Annotated in this window: 11 protein-coding genes and 1 pseudogene; 6 read left to right on the forward strand and 6 right to left on the reverse strand. The window is 36.2% G+C overall.

Features of this window, described 5'->3' with window-relative positions; all coding sequences use genetic code 11:
* Positions 1–12: 12 nt before the first annotated feature.
* The 3 genes and pseudogenes from M2306_RS02625 to M2306_RS02635 all read left to right on the forward strand — a co-directional run bounded on the left by M2306_RS02625 (position 13) and on the right by M2306_RS02635 (position 9,213).
* Complete coding sequence (locus tag M2306_RS02625) at positions 13–5,103, forward strand: translocation/assembly module TamB domain-containing protein (protein ID WP_259187886.1); 5,091 nt, start codon at positions 13–15, stop codon at positions 5,101–5,103.
* Positions 5,081–7,397 (forward strand): annotated as a pseudogene (tamL, locus tag M2306_RS02630) (translocation and assembly module lipoprotein TamL). The gene M2306_RS02625 and the pseudogene tamL overlap by 23 nt, the downstream one beginning before the upstream one ends.
* Before the next feature lie 427 nt (positions 7,398–7,824).
* Positions 7,825–9,213 (forward strand): sigma-54-dependent transcriptional regulator, encoded by a 1,389-nt coding sequence (locus M2306_RS02635; RefSeq protein ID WP_002985943.1) that lies wholly within the window; start codon positions 7,825–7,827, stop codon positions 9,211–9,213.
* Positions 9,214–9,281: 68 nt separating this feature from the next.
* Here M2306_RS02635 and M2306_RS02640 read toward each other — a convergent pair whose 3' ends face one another.
* Positions 9,282–12,110 carry an FAD-binding and (Fe-S)-binding domain-containing protein gene (locus tag M2306_RS02640; RefSeq protein ID WP_259187888.1) on the reverse strand — a complete coding sequence of 943 codons (2,829 nt, stop codon included), beginning with the start codon at positions 12,108–12,110 and terminating at the stop codon, positions 9,282–9,284.
* Between the two features lie 208 nt (positions 12,111–12,318).
* A complete protein-coding gene (locus M2306_RS02645; RefSeq protein ID WP_259187889.1) occupies positions 12,319–14,004 on the reverse strand; it encodes an acetate--CoA ligase in 1,686 nt (561 codons plus the stop codon).
* Positions 14,005–14,395: 391 nt separating this feature from the next.
* Between M2306_RS02645 and lpxD the strand changes: the two genes are divergently transcribed.
* Positions 14,396–15,400 carry a UDP-3-O-(3-hydroxymyristoyl)glucosamine N-acyltransferase gene (lpxD, locus tag M2306_RS02650; RefSeq protein WP_181816697.1) on the forward strand — a complete coding sequence of 335 codons (1,005 nt, stop codon included), beginning with the start codon at positions 14,396–14,398 and terminating at the stop codon, positions 15,398–15,400.
* An 84-nt stretch (positions 15,401–15,484) separates the two neighbouring features.
* Here the strand turns inward: lpxD and M2306_RS02655 are convergent, their stop codons facing one another.
* From M2306_RS02655 to M2306_RS02670, 4 genes are all read right to left on the reverse strand, one after another.
* The gene (locus M2306_RS02655) at positions 15,485–16,342 is read right to left on the reverse strand and encodes a DUF6048 family protein (RefSeq protein ID WP_259187890.1); all 858 of its coding nucleotides are present in this window, start codon (positions 16,340–16,342) and stop codon (positions 15,485–15,487) included.
* A complete protein-coding gene (locus tag M2306_RS02660) occupies positions 16,308–16,835 on the reverse strand; it encodes a DUF6452 family protein (protein WP_230847994.1) in 528 nt (175 codons plus the stop codon). Before M2306_RS02660 ends, M2306_RS02655 begins: the two co-directional genes overlap by 35 nt.
* 141 nt (positions 16,836–16,976) lie before the next feature.
* A complete protein-coding gene (locus M2306_RS02665; protein ID WP_115090825.1) occupies positions 16,977–17,699 on the reverse strand; it encodes a ZIP family metal transporter in 723 nt (240 codons plus the stop codon).
* A 4-nt stretch (positions 17,700–17,703) separates the two neighbouring features.
* Positions 17,704–18,435: a class I SAM-dependent DNA methyltransferase gene (locus M2306_RS02670; RefSeq protein ID WP_115090824.1), complete on the reverse strand. Its 732-nt coding sequence runs from the start codon at positions 18,433–18,435 to the stop codon at positions 17,704–17,706.
* Positions 18,436–18,530: 95 nt separating this feature from the next.
* On the opposite strand from M2306_RS02670, the gene M2306_RS02675 reads away from it, so the two are divergent.
* Together M2306_RS02675 and M2306_RS02680 are read left to right on the forward strand one after the other, a co-directional pair.
* Positions 18,531–19,691: a THUMP domain-containing class I SAM-dependent RNA methyltransferase gene (locus tag M2306_RS02675; RefSeq protein WP_259187891.1), complete on the forward strand. Its 1,161-nt coding sequence runs from the start codon at positions 18,531–18,533 to the stop codon at positions 19,689–19,691.
* A 3-nt stretch (positions 19,692–19,694) separates the two neighbouring features.
* On the forward strand, positions 19,695–19,931 hold the full coding sequence (locus tag M2306_RS02680; RefSeq protein WP_259187892.1) for a hypothetical protein: 237 nt from the start codon (positions 19,695–19,697) through the stop codon (positions 19,929–19,931).
* The last annotated feature ends 320 nt before the right edge of the window (positions 19,932–20,251 follow it).

Consider the following 20,251-nt stretch of genomic DNA (forward strand, 5'->3'; position numbering starts at 1 on the left):
AAATAAAAGACTTTGAAGAAACTACTTGTTAAAATAGGTAAAATAGTGGGTTGGATTGTGTTTTCAATCCTCGTTTTACTGATACTTTTAATTGTATTAGTGCAAATACCTTCTATTCAAAACGCAATAAAGGATAAAGCCATATCATTTGTTGAAAATAAAATTGGCACCCCTGTTCAATTGGATCGGATTGCCATTTCTTTCCCAAAAAAGATAGTGGTCAAAGGACTATATCTAGAATCTCAAGAGCAAGATACTTTAGTTTATGTAAACCATTTAGGCGTAGATATTGGCCTATGGGGATTGTTGAATAATCAAGTCAATATCAATGCAATTGATTTGGATGGGGTAAGGGCTAATATCCAAAGGGATACCTTGCAGCGTTTTAACTTTGATTATATCATAGCGGCATTTGCTTCAGAAGATGAAAAAGAAGATACACCTTCAACCATGGCTATTTCTGTGGGGCAAATCAATCTTAGCGCTATTGCACTGAAATTTGATGATGAATACGATGGCCATCATGTTGATTTTAAATTGAATCAATTTGTTACGCGATTTAGGGATTTTGATTTAGATCAGATGCGATTCGCCTTACCCGTTATTTCTTCAGATGGATTAGACTTAGTGTACCACAAAGAAAAACCGTTTGGTGAACGAGAAGTACTTCAAGAAAAGGAACCGGAGGAAGATGCAACCACGCCATCGAAACCTCTCGATCTGACTATTGGAGTCGTTGAATTGACCAAAACCAAAATTGATTACCAAAGTATAGAAGATTATATTCAGGCTTTTTTATCCTTGGATGAGTTTAAATTGTCTTTGAATAAAATGAACCTGGAAAAGCAACAGATAGACATTGAGGATATTACATGGAATAAAACGGTAGCCAATGTTCGATTTTTACCGCGTAAGATAGTACCTGAAACTACTCCTACAGCTGCTGTTGCTAGTGATACTTTGGCTACAGATACACCAGCAAAATTGGGGTGGAATCTTGCTATTCGAAATTTAGGAATCAAAGATTTCAATGCGAAATACGATGATGATAACCATAAACGAACGCCAGAAGGGATAGATGCCAATCACATCGGAATTGAGTCTTTAAACTTTAGTTTAAAAGATTTTCAATACACAGATGCAGGATTGAATGGAAACTTGCAGCAATTCTCGTTTAAAGAACAAAGCGGATTTACAGTTGATAATATAAAGGCCTATTTTCAATATGGTCAACAAGCGTCTTTTGTAAAAAATCTGAGCATAGAAACACCCAATACTCAGTTTTATACAACTGCTGTATTCAATTACAATAGCCTAGATCAATTACAAGATGAATTAGGTCAACTGTCAACTGATGTGGTTATTTCAAATTCTCATTTGGGATTGAAAGATGCTTATTTACTATTGCCAGATGTTTTTAAAGCAAATGGCTTGACCAAATTGAGTCAGGAAAAGATTAAAGTAGAATTGATTGCTAAGGGATTGGTGAATGACTTGAACATTGAAAAGTTATATGTCAATATGTTAGGGTCTACTTTTTTAAATGCAGAAGGGAAAGTTCGAAATTTACCAGATGCAGCAAAAGCCTATATTGATTTTACAATCAAAGATTTCCAAACATCAGCAAAGGATATTAAACTTATTGCTCCTCCAAAAACGTTGCCGGATAATATTGAAATTCCAGCAATAATTAGTTTTACTGGAAAAGCAAAAGGAACACAACAAGACATAGCGAGTACGTTTAAGTTAAAAACGAGTTTAGGATCTATCGACTTTGATGGTTCTTTTGATCAACGCATAAAGAATAAAGAGAAATATCGTGCCAATTTAACAGTTGATAAACTGAATATAGGTCGTTTAATTAAAAACGATTCGATAGGAATTGTCAGTATGCAAGCGAAAATAGATGGAATGAGTTTTGAACCATCGAAGGCACAAGCGAAGGCATTTATAAAATTAGATCGAGCGGAGTATAATGGGTATGCCTATAAAGATATTCTACTGGATGGACAGCTATCTAATGGAGAATATGCAGTAACCACACATAATGCAGATCCGAATCTTGATTTCGATTTAAAAGCTGCGGGTACATGGACCAATCAAGCGCTAAGCCTGGATTTACTTGCTGATTTAAAGAAGATTGACTTGTATCAACTGCATTTGAATCAGGAGCCGTCTACGGTTTCAGGTCGTGTGGAAGTAGCAATGCCGAATATCTTACCAGATAGTTTGGTGGGAACGGCAACAATTAGCGACTTAAGCTTTAATGCATTGAGTCGATCATTTCGATTGCAACCGATTCAATTCACGGCAGAAGCGGAAGCTTCTCACCGCAAGATGAACCTAACCTCTCAAGTAGTCGATTTCGAAATGGAAGGGGATTATCTGTTAACTCAATTGGGAGATGCAATTACTCAGACTATTGATAAATACTATAAGATTAGTACAACGGATACAAAAGAAGACGTAAAATCCAAAGAAAAAGAAACACAAAAAACAACGGAGAAAACGCCAATAAAACAGCAGTATTTTACCTATCAGTTGCGTGTGAAAAATGACCCTATTTTTCAAAAAATAGTGCCGGATTTAAAGGAAATACAGCCTATTGTATTTGGAGGAGTCTACAGACAAAAGGATGATTATTTGACGTTGAAAGGAGAAATTCCAGCGGTAGAATATGGAGATATTACAGTGGAAGCTATTACCTTGGATGTGCAACCGAATGCTTCTGCTTTGGAATATGAATTAGCGATTAAGAGTATTTCTAATGCTTCTTTTAGTATTAGACGGATGGTTTTAGATGGATTTGCTAAGGATAACCTACTTGATTTTAATTTCAAACTACTAGATAAAGAAGATAAAACCTGCTACCTGATCGGTGCAGAGCTGCTTGCGGAGAAAACGCAGCAACAGTTGCACATGAAAGAAGGGAGTTTTATCTTAGATTATACCCCTTGGACGGTTAACCCAGCGAATCGTATTGTATTTGGTGATAAAGGATTTTATGCGAAAGATTTTGAGTTAGGTTACCAAAAAAGTCTTATTCGCTTAGCTTCAGAGGAAGAGAAAATGAATAGCCCATTGGCTGTGAATTTTGAAAACTTTAGTATTGAAGCGATAACGAAGATGATTCAGAAGGATAAGTTATTGGCAGGGGGAACAATTAATGGAGAAATTCACCTCAAAGATTTAACTTCTGATTTCCGATTTGTTTCGGATATTGATATTACAGATTTAGCAGTATATGAAATCGGATTAGGAAACCTTCATATTGGAGTGTCTAACCAATCATTGAGTCAATATGCAGCTAATATTGTCTTAGAAGGAAAAGAAAACAAAATCAGATTGTTTGGTGTAACGGATGTAGATCAACAAAGTTTAGATTTAAAACTAGCAATAGATAAGTTCCAATTGGAAGCACTAGAGCATTTCAGTATGGGTAACTTGAGCAATGCGCAAGGGTATTTGTCTGGACAAATCGCACTAGGTGGAAAATATGATAAACCTACGATTTTAGGTGGATTAGATTTCAATTCAATTGGTTTCCATGTCAATCCAATTAATGCTGATTTTAAAGATATCAATGAAAAAATAGCGTTTACAGCACGTGGTATTGAATTGGATAAATTCAGTGTTACGGATTCGGAAGGTAATTTGCTTGTTATTGATGGGCAGATCCTTACTCAAACCTATTCCGATTTTAAATTTAATTTAGATATTAAAGCAGTGGATTTCCAAGCAGTAAACTCAACATCGAAAGATAATGATATGTACTATGGAACCTTGCTTTTTGACTCAAACCTTAAAATTAGAGGGGACTTAAATACGCCTAAAGTAACAGGACAAATTAGTATTGGTAAAAAGACCGATTTTACCATGGTTATGCCACAAGAAGATCCTTCTATCGCCGATCGAGAGGGAATTGTGGAATTTATTGATGAAGAGAGTTTACGACAAGCAGAACTGTTGAAATACCAGGATGATTTTAATCAATCTACCTTGAAAGGAATGGATGTTTCGGTATCCATCATCGTTGATAAAGAAGCTACTTTTACCATGATTATGGATAAGAGTAGTGGAGATAAAATTGTACTGAAAGGAGAAGGAGATATTGTTGGAGGAATTGATCAATCAGGAAAAGTTTCCTTGACAGGACGTTATGAGTTTTCAGAGGGGTCTTATGATTTATCATTTAATTTCTTGAAGCGTAAATTCTTAGTTGAAAAAGGAAGTTCCATTACCTTTGCGGGGGATCCAACGGATGCAATCCTCAACCTAACGGCTATTTACGAAACAAAAACAGCCCCAATTGATTTATTGCAAAATCAATTGGCCGCGCTTTCACCAACTCAACAAAATATGTATAAACAACAGTTGCCTTTCCAAGCGCTGTTAATGATGAAAGGCGAATTGTTGAAACCTGAAATTTCATTTGATATTCGATTGAAAGATGGGGTTACAAGTGCTTCTGGAGATGTGATTTCCAATACAAAATCAAGATTAGAGCAGATTAGAGCAAATGAATCTGAATTGAATAAACAAGTGTTTGCCCTGTTGTTATTGAATCATTTTATAGGGGATAACCCTTTTGAAAGTAGCATGGGTGGATTAAGTGCAGGAACAATGGCCCGTCAAAGTGTAAACCGATTATTGTCAGATCAATTGAATAACCTCGCTAGTAACTTAATCCAAGGAGTAGAGTTAAACTTTAATCTAGAATCAACAGAGGATTTCTCTTCTGGTTCGAGAGAAAATAGAACGGATTTGAATGTTGCTGTTTCGAAACGCTTGTTTTCAGATCGTTTGAAAGTAACGGTTGGAAGTAGTTTTGAAGTAGAAGGAAATCAACGTCAAAATGAACAAGCAGCAAATATAGCAGGAGATATTGAGCTAGAGTATGCCTTATCTAAAGATGGCCGTTATTTAATGCGTGTATATCGCAAAAACCAATACGAAGTAGCCTTGCAAGGACAGGTAGTAGAGACGGGAGTAGGTTTTATTATTACCATGAGTTATGAGCATTTTAGAGAATTATTTGAACGCTCTAAAGACAAAAGACAATTGAAAAAACAGATAAGAGATGAAGCTAAAAAAGAAGAATAGTGTCCTATTATTGACCATAACTGGAATTGCAGGATTCTTTATAAGCTCATGTAGTTCCACGAAATATATTCCAGAGGAGGATGCCTTGTATACCAAAGGCATCGTTGAACTAGAAGAAACGGATCTGGGAAAATCCAAGCAAAAAGAAATTGAAGAATCTCTAGAGTCGCTCTTGCGTCCAGAACCGAATAGTTCTTTTTTGGGATTTCGCCCCAAATTGTTTTTTTATAATTTAGGTGGAAATCCAACGAAAACCAATAAAGTAAGACGTTGGATGCGCAATTCTCTTGGTGAACCTCCTGTGCTTTTCAGTCAAGTAGATTTGGAACACAACCGTGCTATTTTGGTTAATCGAATGGAAAACGATGGATATTTTAATGTCCGTGTGAAGGCGGATACACTCAAAGTAAGTGAAAAGAAAAAAGCAGCTCAATATACCATTGTACCAGGAACACAGTTTACAATCAACGATGTTACGTTTTTGAATGATTCAACTCCGCTACAACAAGCTATTTACGATGCGGGAAATCGATGGACAAGGCTAAGAAAAGACAAACCTTATAATCTGGAACAGATTAAAGAGGAACGCGTCCGATTTGATAACTATGTAAAAAATAAGGGATACTATTATTTTAGTCCCAATAACTTATTAGTGCAAGTCGATAGTACAGTAGGGAACCATAAGGTTAATCTATTTGTCAAGGTAAAAGAAGATACCCCTGTGTTGGCTACGAAAGCATATACAATTAATAAGGTCTATATTTTCTCTGATTATTCTTTGGCTGATACGGATATTAAACGCGATATAAAAACGGCTCAAACGTACAAAGGATTTGAAATTATTGATCCTAAAAATAAATTTAAACCGAGTATCTATGATCGAACGGTTTATTTGGAAGAAGGCGAACTCTATAATCGAAATGACCACAATTTATCCTTGAATCGCTTGGTTAATTTAGGAGTTTTCAAATATGTAAAAAACCAATTTGAATTAGCAGATACCGTAAATAATAAATTAGATGTTTACTATTTTCTAACGCCAGATAATCCGAAGTCCATTCGATTAGAGTTTGTTGGGAAAAACAAACTCAGCCAGCTATAGTGGAGCAGAGTTAAACGTAAACTGGAGTCATAAAAATTTCTTGAAGGGAGCGGAATTGTTTTCCGTATCGGCTTATGGAGGAGCTGATTTCCAAATGTCCTCTAAAAACAAAGGGTATAATGTCTATAAAGCCGGATTGGAAGCGAGTCTTACCTGGCCTCGTTTAATAGCTCCGGGTAATTTCCATTCGTCTAGTGGATATATTCCGCGTACAAGAGCAACGTTAGGAGGAGAATATTTAGAACGCAGCCAATTGTATTCGTTGACGTCTTTTAAAGGTTCTTGGGGGTATATGTGGAAGGAAAATGTGAGAAAGGAACATCATTTTAATGCGCTAGAAGTAAACTATGTAACGCCACAAAATGTAACAGACTTATACCGCGAAACAGCAGCAGGAAACCCATCGTTAGAAAGGGTATTGGATAAGCAATTGATTTTTGGACCAACGTATACCTATACGTATACGAATACCATGAACCAATACAAGAAACATACCATCTACTACCGTGGAGGTTTGGATTTCTCTGGAAATATTACAGGATTAATCATGGGAGCTGATGTGGATAAGGATAAAGAAAAATCCATCTTAGGTGTACCTTTTAGTCAATATGTGAAAACAGAACATGACTTTAGACATTATTTAAAGTTGAGTAGAACCTCTCAATTGGTGAGTCGTGTTCATGCTGGAATTGGGTATGCTTATGGGAATTCGAAGAACTTACCTTATACCAAACAGTTTTATGTGGGTGGATCAAATAGTATACGTGCATTTAGAGCGCGAACGTTAGGACCAGGAAGTTTTGATCCGAGTTCATTCGATGCTAAATTTATTCCAGATCAATCTGGGGATATGTTGTTGGAGTTCAATTTGGAATACCGAAAAAAATTAGTGAGTATTATTCACGGAGCTTTGTTTATTGATGGAGGAAATATTTGGAATCTAAATGAAGTATCCGATAGACCAGGAGGTAAGATATCAGGTGACTTCTATAAAGAAATAGCTTTAGGAGCTGGAGCTGGACTTCGCTTTGATATTACTTTTTTGGTGGTTCGTTTTGATTTTGCTTTCCCACTTCGTGTACCTTATAATGAGCCAGGAGAACGTTGGGTGGTAAAAGATATTAATTTTGGAAGTGGAAAATGGAGGAAAGACAACCTCATGTTTAACTTGGCAATTGGGTATCCATTCTAGTATTTGGGGAATATCTACCCACTTTGTGATGGGGATTTTACAGGAATGGCACACAGATAAAAAAAAGATACCAGCTTAAGTGGTTGATAAATAATAAATTATTTGATTTGAAGGTAAATTTGTATTTTTGGCACGCTTTTTTCTATATACTATAGCGTAAGGTGTTATACAAAAAAACAAATAAGTTGAGAAATCAACTTTAATTGCTAGAAAAAGAAAATTAAGTGTTTGTTTTAAAGAAATTTTATTACCCAACGAGGTAATAGGTTAGATCGTTAGTAAGGTGAAGAAGAGAAATCTTCAGGTAAATAGGGAGCTTAGGCTCCCTTTTACTGTTTATAGGAGGTTAAAGTTTTGCTACTTGTTAGTTTCTACAAAATAATTATATTAAATTTGTCTTTAGCCCTTAAATAAAGACGGATAAAATATGAGTCATAAAGTTCTTGTTATAGACGATGATGTACCATTTTGCGAAATGTTGAAAGCCTTTTTAACCAAGAAAGGTTTTGTTGTTATGAACGCCTTTAATTCCTTAGATGCAAAGAAAGCAATAGATGATACTTGTTACGATATTGTATTAACGGATGTAAGACTCCCAGATAGCGATGGAATAGAATTGCTGAAATACATCAAAGAAAAGTGTATTACTTCCCAAGTTATTTTAATGACAGGGTATACTGAAATCAAAACGGCGGTGAATGCCATGAAATTAGGTGCCTTTGATTATGTGGCTAAACCCATCAATCCAGATGAAATTGTTCTAACAATAAAACAAGCGCTAGATAAGAAAAGTAAAGGGGAAGATACGGTGAAACACGAAACGTCAAAATCGACTTCCATCGACTTATCTACAGATGAAACAGCTTTAGAAGAATATGTAAAAGGAGATAGTAAAGTGTCTTCACAATTACAAGAATATATCGAATTGGTAGCACCAACGAATATGTCAGTCTTGATTATTGGGGACAGTGGTACAGGAAAAGAAAATATAGCACATTCGATTCACTTACTAAGTAAGCGTAGTAAAAAGCCATATATCGCTGTAGATTGTGGTGCAATTCCTAAAGATTTAGCGTCTAGTGAGTTTTTTGGTCATATTAAAGGATCTTTTACAGGGGCTGTTACAGATAAAATAGGGCATTTTGAAGCAGCAAATGGAGGAACTATTTTCTTAGATGAGGTCGGAAATTTATCTTATGAGGTACAAATACAATTGTTACGTGCTTTACAAGAGAGAAAAGTTAAACCCGTTGGAAGTAGTACAGAAATTGATGTAGATATTCGCGTTATTGCTGCAACAAATGAAGATTTGCCTAAAGCAGTAAGAGAAGGAGAGTTTAGAGAGGATTTATATCACCGTTTAAATGAATTTGGTATTGTAGCTCCTCGCTTAACAGATAGAGGAAGTGATGTACTTTCTTTTGCTAAGCACTTTTTAAAGCATTCGAATCAAGAGTTAGAGAAGGTTGTAAAAGGATTCTCTAGTGAAGTAGAACGTATTTTCTTGACTTATGACTGGCCAGGAAACTTGCGTGAAATGAAAAATATTATCAAACGTTCGGTTTTATTAACGAAAGGAGATTATATCGAAAAAGAGGTATTACCAGATGAAATGTTTGCTCCTAAGCCGATTGTTTCAGATACTCCAAATGAAGAAGAAAGAGATTTAAAATTGTTTTCTTCGCGCAATGAAGAACAAGCGATACGCACAGCCTTGGAGAAGGTGAAGTTTAATAAAACGAAAGCGGCGCAATTGTTGGGGATTGACAGAAAGACATTATACAATAAAATGAAACTTTATAATATAGAGTTATAAGTAAAAAGGCATCTAAAATCGATTAGATGCCTTTTTTTGTAAACAATTTTATGTAGTAAAGTAAAACACTATTTTCTCGTCACTTCTTCAATCAAATAAAAAATAGATTTGAAGCTTCGGTGACTATGTGCCGTTAAACCAATTTCACAAGTTCGACTAGTAGAAAACCCGTCTGAACAAGTAGAGGGTATTTGTTGCTCAATGGTTTGGGTTCCATGTTGATTTAATTCAGGAAATGTAAATCCACGATCACCTGCAAACCCACAACAATTACTGTCAATATAGTTTACTTTTTTAGCACATTGTTTAGCAATATCTAGTAATTTTTCTTCTAAACCTAATTTTTTAACAGAACAGACCGGAAAAAGAGTTATTTCCTCTCGCGGATGGGTAATGGATAAATCAGGAAGAACAAAATCTAACATGAATTCAATAGGATCATAAAACTGAAAAGCTCCCGCTGCATGATGGTCGTGGTAGGTATAATGACATGGACTCATATCAAATAAAATAGGATAGGTGCCATTTTCAGATGCAGCTAACAATGCGGCTTCTAGCGCAGTGGACTTTTGCAATCCTTCTTCTTGAAATCCTTTGCTACTAAAGGGCATACCACAACACAGATTGGCGATGTTATCAGGATAAATGACTTCATAACCCGCACGTGCTAATAGCAGAACAGTCAAATCTTTTAAATCTAATTCATCTGAGGCATAATCTTTTGATTTACCCATCGTTCGGTTGATACAAGAAGGGAAATAGACTACTTTTCGCTTGTTCTGTTTGTTTTCAACTGTTGGTTTTATTTTTGATTGAGTTCCAGTTGGCATGGCTGGATTCCATTGTGGAATTCGATCATTACTCCAAGTCCTCATTTTAGTGGATAAACGCAACATATTGCGATTGCCCAAGGTATTTTGAAAGAAACGAACAAATTTTAAGCTGTAACGCCCCAATTGGGTGACGCGATCTAAATGTTCGACGAAATATAGGGCATCTTGATGATTTTTAGCCGTTAGGTGAGTCGAACGCCAACTTTTGACATATTGACCTGTGTCAATCTTAACAGGGCAAGCAATCGCACATAAACCATCTGTGGCACATGTATCATCTACAAAGTACTGTGCTTGCTTATGGAGCTGCTCTAATAAAAGAGGATTCTCTCCCGTTTGTTCTAAACGCGCAATTTCTCTCCCTATTACAATGCGTTGACGAGGGGATAAGGTCAATCCTTCGGAAACACAATGCGATTCACAAAACCCGCATTCAATACATTTATCCACTAGAGGGTGGGTAGCTGGTGTTGCTTTTAGGTTTTCTAAGTGAATCTGTGTATTGGCATTAATCATCACGCCCGGATTAATAACCTGATGCGGGTCGAAAATATGCTTAATGCGAAGCATCAAGGCATACGCTTGTGCACCCCATTCTTTTTCTACAAAAGGAGCCATATTACGACCTGTGCCATGTTCTGCCTTAAGCGAACCATCAAACTGATGTACGACTAAATCTACAAGCTCGTCCATTAGATTGGCATAGCGTTGAATGGAGGCTGCGGTACTAAAATCTTGTGAGAAAACTAAGTGTAGATTGCCTTCTAAAGCATGGCCAAATAAAACAGCATCTTCATATTGGTGCTTGGCAAAGAGCTGTTGTAAAGCAATACTCGCTTCCGCTAATTGTTCTAACGGAAAAGCAACATCTTCAATAATACAAGTGGTGCCTGTTGCTCGAAGTGCTCCTGTGGTGGGTAATAAGCCATTGCGCGCTTTCCAATTGAAGGCATATTCTTTCGGATCAGAGGTAAATACAAAAGGAGCTAAGGTAGAAAGAGAAGCCATTGCTTGTTGAACTTCGTCTTGTTTTTGTTCTAATTCCTCCTGATTATTCGCCTGCACTTCTACTAGTAATAAACAAGCAGAGGCAGGAAGTGTTTTAAAATAAGTCGGTGCTTGTGGTTCATTTTCAATGGAGCGAATGCTGTTTCGGTCTAATAGTTCTACCGCAGCAACAGGGCTCTTCTTTAAAAATGGCACAGCTTGACAAGCAGTTGTGATAGAATCAAAGACCATTAAGGTACACGCCTTTTTCTTGAAATTAATTACGGTATTGTACGTAATAGTTGAAATAAAAGCAAGTGTTCCTTCCGAACCAATCATTAAGTGTTTGATGATATCAAATGGATCTTGATAATCAATAAATGCATTTAAGCTATAACCTGTTGTGTTTTTAATTTTATACTTGCGTTTGATTCGTTCGTAGAGGATTGAATCTTGTTGTATTTCGCTGTGAATGGCTTGAATTTCAGCTAGTATTTCTGGATGTTTGACTGCAAACTCTTGTTTACTATTAGAATCAGCGGTATCTAATACTGTTCCATCATAAAAAACAAGACGAATATCCGCTAGGGTGTTGTAGGAGTTTTGCGCGGTTCCACAACACATTCCACTGGCATTGTTCGCTGCGATTCCACCAATCATTGCGGCATTGATTGAACCAGGATCTGGACCTATTTTGCGTCCATAAGGGGCAAGTAGAATATTGGCTCTTCCGCCAATGATACCCGGTTGAAAAGTAGCACGTAAACCGTTGTCTTCAATGTGATAGCCCTTCCAGTGATGCGTAGCGACCAATAGAATAGAATCCGTTATCGCTTGCCCAGATAAACTCGTGCCCGCAGCACGATAGGTGATAGGCAATTGATGTTGATGCGCTAAGGCAATCACTTGAATCGCCTCTGTTTCATCTTTTACTTCTACTACTATTTGAGGATTTAAACGATAAAAACTCGCATCCGTGCCGTAAGCAATCGTTTGAATGGGGTCTGTAATGATTTGTTGAGAAGGGAGGAATTGCTCTAGTTCTCGCGCAAAAGAAGCATAGTTTTCCAATAGCATAACCGTGTGTTTTGTAAGCAGAAAGTTACGATAAAATTGAAAGAGATGTTTTTGACGGAATTAGTTTATATTAAGTTTAAATAGGGGTTAAGGTTAAGGGTTAAGGTTAAGGGTTAAGGTTAAGGGTTAAGGGAAAGACGGCACCTCATAACCTACATCCCATAACCCATAACCCATACCCCATAACTCCTTAACCCACTTCTCCCCATTAATACACAAACTCCAAAGGCACATCGATTTTTTTAGCGATGCGTTCAGCTTGTAAAGCACGTAGTTCTACTCGTTTAATTTTACCGCTAATTGTTTTGGGTAATTCAGTTACAAATTCTAGTCTACGCGGCATCTTATATGGAGCGAGATGTTGACGAGAAAATTGAAATAACTCCTGTGCTAGTGCTGCATTAGCTTGTTGAATATCTTTGATAATGACAAAAGCTTTGACCTCAAATCCTTTGACTTCATGCGGACTTGCTACAACAGCAGATTCAATTACAGCAGGGTGTTCAAGTAAAACACTCTCCACCTCAAATGGGCCAATGCGGTAATCGGATGCTTTAATTACATCGTCATCGCGACCAATAAACCAGATATAGCCATCCTCATCTTTGTACGCCTTATCCCCAGTGAAATAAACCCCATTTTTGAATACTTGCTTTTGACGTTCTTTATCATACATGTATTCCTTGAAAATTCCGTTGATCTTTTTTGTATCTGTTTTGACGCAGATATTTCCTTCTTCATTCGTAGGGAGCTCTCGTCCCTCATCATCAGCAATGATTATATCATATAAAAAAGTAGGTTTCCCCATGGAACCATATTTTAGTGTTGCATTAGGGTAATTGGCAACCATACACGTACTTTCCGTTTGGCCAAATCCATCTCTAATATATAGCCCTGTTGCTTCATACCACTCTTCAATAATTTCAGGATTTAAAGGTTCACCTGCAGCTACACATTGGCGCAAGCTAAATTGGTAAGCGGATAAATCTTCCTGAATAAAGAAGCGGAGCACAGTGGGAGGCGCACAAAGTGTAGTAATTTTGTGTTTTTCAATTAAAGAAAGTGTTTTAGCCGCATTGAAGCGCTCTTTCGTGTGATGGGCAAAAATCGTAGCCCCGACATTCCACGGAGCAAATAAACTACTCCAAGCAAACTTAGCCCATCCAGGTTGGGAAATATTATAGTGAATATCTTCTTTTTTGAGCCCAATCCAAGCGGCAGTAGTTAGATTTCCGATAGGATAGCTCAATTGAGTATGACATACAATTTTGGGCATGCCTGTAGTTCCAGAAGTAAAAAATAAGAAGAGGTTATCGTCAGGTTTGGTTCGAGCTGCTTCGGCTTCGGTATCTTGCTCGTCTAGAACAGATAAAGGATACCACCCTTCGCGATGTCCATCGATAATGATTTTAATCGGAATGTTGAGGTTTGCCGCTTTTTCAGCGGCATCAATTTTTTCCACATTATCCGCATCTGCAAGGATAACTTTAGGCATAATCTTCTCAAAGCGATATTTCAAATCATTTACACCCAGAATACTCGCAGCAGGTGATAAACGATATCCTCCTTTAATTGCTGCCAGATGAGTGACCCAATTGATGCGTTGTAACATCATTTGGGTGAGAATTACATCCTGTTGTTGAATTCCTTTTTGACGAAGGAAATTCAGCAATTGATTGTATCGGTTGTGAAGGGTTTGAAAGGTATAATGCTCTGTTTTTGTACCATCAGTCCAAAGGAGCGCAGTTTTATCAGGATGCTCTTTGACGTTAATCCCTTCAAATATTTCGGTTACCCAATTAAAATATACAGGTTTCTCTACCTGTAGGTCATGTAAAGCATTAAAATTCTCTTCGGCAATGAAGTTTCCAATGCTTTTAAATAAATTTTTCATGTTTGGTTGTTTTTTGTGGTAGTATAAGATACATAAAAGGATTGAAAATTAGGACGATGGACGAGTAGATTTTTACTTTTTTGCGGGTGAGGGGGATAAAAAAATGGAAAAGAGTGTGTGTTTTTGGTAGGGGTAGTTATTTTTTAATTAAAAACAGTAAAAAGATTAAAAATAAATAACTATTGAATATAGTCTGTTAAAAATTAGAAAATAAGCCTTTAATTTCTAATAAAACATAGTATTTATTGCTATGTATTATAGGGGATTTTTGTTCATTTTTCAATTAAAATACCCTTATTGTGTATTTTTTTAAAATAAAATAACATTTCGTTGCAATATGATTAATAAATTTTCGTTTTCTTTGGTACAAACCAAGAAACTAAATGTTATTATGAAGACATACTCCTTAAATGAAATAAATGATATTCTTAATGGAAGCATAATAGGAACAACAGTAAAACAAATTCACGCAGCGGAACAGTTAGACAAAGCACAAGATGGTCAAATTTCCTTTATCGGAAATAAAAAATATGAACGCCTATGGGCGAATTCTAAAGCGAGCATCGCCATTGTGAATCGTGATATCTCCATTGTACCTGGAGATGATCGAGCGTTTATTAAGGTTGACAATGTTGATTTAGCCATGTCTCAATTACTTGCTTTTTTTGCACCTAAATTACCTCATGTAAAAGAGGGAATTCACCCAAGAGCCAATGTTGATGCTACTGCACAAATTGGGGAGGGAGCACAAATTGGAGCAGGATCTTATATTGGAGAGCATGTAATTATTGGAAAAAATGTAGTGGTATATCCTAATGTAACGATTTTAGACCATTCTGTTATTGGAGATAATACCGTTTTATGGTCTGGAGCAATCATTCGTGAGCGTACACAAATTGGACATCATTGTATTATTCATCCAAATGCTGTTTTAGGAGCAGATGGATTTGGTTTTTGTCCTTCTGAAAAAGGGTTGGTTAAAATTCCTCAAATTGGGCATGTGGAGATTGGTAATCACGTGGAGATTGGAGCGAATTCTTGTGTAGATCGCGGTAAGTTTAGTGCAACGATCATTGGAGATGGTTGTAAAATAGATAATTTAGTTCAAATTGGGCATAATTCAGTCCTTGGTAAATGTTGTATCATGGCGGGTAATAGTGGATTAGCCGGGTCTGTAACCTTGGGTAATTTCGTTGTGATTGGCGGAAGTGCTTCAATCAAAGACCACGTTACATTAGGAGATGGTGTTGTAGTAGGAGCAGGATCTGGTGTAACAGGTAACGTAGAAGCAGGTAAAACCGTTTTAGGGTATCCAGCTTTAGAAGCTAAAACAACCTTAAAACAATGGGCCTTCTTAAAGCAATTAGTAAAAAGTTACAATACAAAAGGATCATAGGTCGTTTGCATCATTTGATTTTTTGTAAAGTTGATAAAGACAAAATAGTATAAAAAAAGCCTTGTGAACTCACAAGGCTTTTTTTTATAATTCTTCTCCAGCTTTTTGCTTATTTTCATGAATCATTTTTAAATCTTCTGATTCAATTTTATTTCCTTCTAAGTCATATTTTGTGTCTTTTTCTGGAATAGTAAAAGCCTTTTTATTTGATTTATAAAGTGGGATGAAATAACTCACGGTATAATTAAATCCAACTCCAATAGCTCCACTGTACTTTCTATTAAATCCTGGAATATAAAGGTTTTCAAAATCATCGGGTTGTTTTTGAGAAATTAAGCCCGTTAAACGAAGGCTGAATCCCATAAAAACATTGTTGAATACTCTCGTTTTTACTCCTGCAATAAATTCTATCCAATGCGCAGATAAACCACTGTATTTTTTATTTACCGGAATCGCAGGATTCTCAAAATAAGGATTGGTTGTATACGGTTTATACCAATCTAAGTTCTGAGTAAAAGTAGAAAAACCATAACGTCCTCCTACGTATATTTGGTCCTCACGATCCAACCAGTTCTCATGGAGGTTGTAATCGACCCCAATACGCAGGTAAGTTCCATTGGTGGTATAACCATAGGTACTTTCCGTTTTATTCAATTTGTCATGACCTAATTCAGCCACAGCAAATAGCTTTTTAGTCAATCGATAATCTCCAACAACTTCAAATCCATTGTAGGTTTTATCATACATGGAACGAGTGATTCTAAATAAATCCGCTCCTAAGCGTAAACCGTAACGTTGAGGGTATTTTGGAGGCACTTGAGGTGCCATATGTGTCGTCGTTTTTTCTGTGGTTTCTTCCGTTTTCTTTTGGGCTAAACTTACAACTGAAAACAACAGAATTATACCACTAGTAATATACTTTAAAATGGGCGTCATTTTCATTTTCTAAATTGTTTTCGATTTCGTTCGTTTCTGTTCTATAAAGTTTAATCCAATTTCCTTTTGTTACATTGGCTTGGCCATTTAAGAGTGGAGAAGTACCATCTTGAAGTAAAGAAAAAGTAGAAATATAACCACAAGCTTTATTCAAGTAACGCGTGTTCACTCTGTATTTTAAGGAAAGCGTATCGCGAATAATCAGCGTTTCTTTTCCTTTTACCTCTTGAATTTGTAGGACCCAATCGGTTGCTGGTTGATCCAGACGAAGAGGTAATAATAACGTATTCCCCGTACTGCGAATGGTATCTGGAATACCTATTGCATAGGCCTCAACTAAACCATTTTTGGCAACTTCTTGATCTTCATAGTTGAAGAATTGAATTTTATAATTAGGAGTTGTTGGTTCTTCCTTGCCACATATATCATCTTTCTCACAAGCTACAAATGCAAGAGTAGCAAGGCATAGAAAAGAGGCGATAACCATTATTTTTTTCATAAAGGAATAAGTCTAACGAATAGTAATAGCACCAAAAATACTAAAAACAAACCAAACGATTTATATTCTTAAGATTGGTTTTGCAAATAAGTAGGAATAAAATGATTTCATTTAAAGAATCAGAAGCTGTCTTCTGATTCTTTAAATGAAATAAGCGGCAACTACACCGAGTAATATGGCTATTAATTTATTGATATTGAATTTGTGGTCTTCGTTACTTTCAAAAATAATAGTAGAGGAGATATGGAATAAAATTCCAACTACAACAGCTGATATTTCTGCATAGTACGTGCTCAAAATAGGAACATTACTTGAAATTAAAGTACCTAAAGGTGTCATAATGGAAAATAACATCATAAACACAAAAACCATTTTTTTATTCATTTGGGCATTGATGAAAAAAGCCGTTAGAATAATGGCAATCGGTAAATGATGAATTCCAATTCCTAAGGCCAACTCACTGTGTTGACTGATAGGCATTCCTTCAAACAAAGCGTGAATACACAAGCTGACAAACAACAACCAAGGGATGCGTTCTAGTTTTTCATGTCCATGAACATGTCCGTGTTCAGCACCTTTAGAAAAATATTCTAAGATAATCTGAAACACAATACCTGCCATGATGAAAAATCCAATTCTCCCTGCGCCACTGTGATCATGATCATGTACGTGATCTCCTTCCATAACGAGATGACCAATAGCAGCCTGATAAACATCAGGTAACAAATGAGTCACTGTTATCGTTAGTAAAAAAGAACCACTAAACGCCATCAATAATTTGATGTGTTTTTTGTTCTTGGGTTGAATGAGTAGTGCAATTAAATATCCAATAATTACAGCTAGTAAAGGTACGATATACGCCATCGGCTTATTTAAAGATCATGATTAATCGATCAGATTCGTTTGGATAGAATTTTCTTAATTTATAATCACCAAAAACATCAAGTAAATAAATTTCATTTTCATTCATCATTTGCTCAAAGTCTTCTAAAGTAAAAGCTTTCACACGCTCTGAATAAGCGTGATCTTCTCCATCGGCTTGAAAGCGAATATCTTTGATAATATACCCGTTTTCTACTCTGCGTTCAATGTGAAATTCAATACCATCAACTGTTTTAATCTCAGATGGAACTAAATTAGCAATTACTTTGTTTACATTCATAAAGTCAATCACGGCTAATCCATAATCGGATAAGCTATCATGCATGGCTTTTAATGCTTTGGTGTTATCTTCTGGATTACTAAAATAACCAAAACTTGTGAATAAGTTAAAAATAGCTTCGTATTTATTTTCTAAAGGCTCACGCATATCGTGTACCTCAAAATGAAGCGTGTCATTTTCCGCTACTTTAGCTGCTTCAATACTGTTAGCCGATAAATCTGCGCCTACCACATCATAACCTAAGCTGTTAAGATAAATGGCGTGACGGCCTTTACCACAGGCTAAATCTAAAACTTTAGAATTTTCGGATAAGTTTAAATAATGGGTAAGGTTATCTATAAAAAGTTGTGCTTCATCATAATCTCTATCCTTATATAAAATGTGATAATAAGGGGTATCAAACCACGATGCATACCAAGCTTTCTTCTGTTCAGACATAGTTTTAATTTAAATCTTTTATTAGCTTGCAAATTTACTTTATTTTTGCACATTTGGATAACGAATATAATTATTCCTTATAGCGATATAAAAAAATGGAAAATTTTAAAATGGTAGCCAAAACGCTTTTCGGTTTAGAGGAGGTTTTAGCGAAAGAACTACAGCTTTTAGGAGCAACGAAAGTGAAGGAAGGAACTCGTATGGTGAGTTTCGAAGGAGATAAAGGATTTTTATACAAAGCGAATTTAGCTTTGCGTACCGCTTTGAAAATCTTAGCTCCAATTAAACAATTTGCTGTTTATAACGAAAGTAATCTTTATAAAGGAATTCAAAGTATTGATTGGAGTAAATATATCGGAGCACATCAGTCGTTTGTGATTGATTCAACCGTGTTTTCTGATCAGTTCAACAACAGTTTATTCGTATCATTAAAAGCAAAAGATGCTATTGTCGATCAGTTTAGAGATAAATTTGACAAGCGTCCGAATGTGGATAAAGACTTCCCAGATTTGCGTATTAATGTGCATATTCAACGTGATTTATGTACGGTTTCATTAGATTCTTCAGGTGCTTCTTTACACCAAAGAGGATATAAAACAGCAACCAATATTGCGCCAATTAACGAGGTATTAGCAGCAGGTATGTTGTTGTTATCTGGCTGGGATGGAAGAAGTCACTTCATGGATCCGATGTGTGGTTCAGGAACTTTGTTAATCGAAGCAGCGATGATTGCCTGTAATATTCCGGCGAATATCAACCGAAAAGAATTTGCTTTCGAACGCTGGAACGATTGGGATGCAGATCTATTTGAGGTAATTCAAAGTTCACTGCTTAAACGCGTGCGCGAATTTCATTATACAATCCAAGGGTATGATAAAGCACCTTCTGCAGTAATGAAAGCCCAGGATAACGCTCGTAATGCGAATTTAGAAGAATATATTAAGATAGAAAACGTAAACTTTTTTGAAACTTCAAAAGAGGTAGAAGGACCTTTACACATGGTATTTAACCCACCGTATGGAGAACGTTTAGATATTAATTTAGAACGTTTTTACCGCGAAATCGGAGATACTTTGAAACAAGGATATCCAGGAACAGATGCTTGGTTCATTACTGCTAATATTGAAGCTTTAAAATATGTTGGTTTACGCCCTTCACGAAAAATTAAATTATTTAATGGTAAATTAGAGGCACGTTTAGCTAAATACGAGCTCTATGAAGGAAGTAAAAAAGGAAAATATATGGATCAAAATTAAAAAATGATGAGTGTAGGAACTAAAACAATACTGTTTCAATTTGTGAGCTTTGCCGTATTATTTCTTTTAGCGCGAACAGGTTTGATGTATTTTACCGATTTATCGGGTATATGGCTACCTATTGTTAGTGCTATTGTAGCAACTGTTTTTGCTCCACAATTTAAAGTTTTTAAAACGGATGAAGGAGATAAAATCTGTGTGAAATGGATTTTTCTAAAAGGCGTAAAAGTCTTGAACTAATAAAAAAAAAGGAAGCGTAGTGCTTCCTTTTTTTGTTTGTGGGTTGAGTTGAGGGTTAAGGGTTAAGGGGGAAAGAGAGAAGGTGAGACGATGAGGTGGTGAGACGATGAGGTGGTGTGATGTAAAACCCCGTAGTGGCAAATGGCAATTTGCCAAGTAATTAGATAAAAAGTCTGGACAACCCTCACAAAAACAGCGTTCCTTCATTAATTGATAAATCTTACAACTTCACAAATCAATTGGAAAGAGGAAATAAAGGATGTAAAACCCCGTAGTGGCAAATGGCAATTTGCCAAGTAACTAGATAAAAAAAACTGGGC

The organism is Myroides gitamensis (genome assembly GCF_029894455.1).
Lineage (GTDB): Bacteria > Bacteroidota > Bacteroidia > Flavobacteriales > Flavobacteriaceae > Flavobacterium > Flavobacterium odoratum.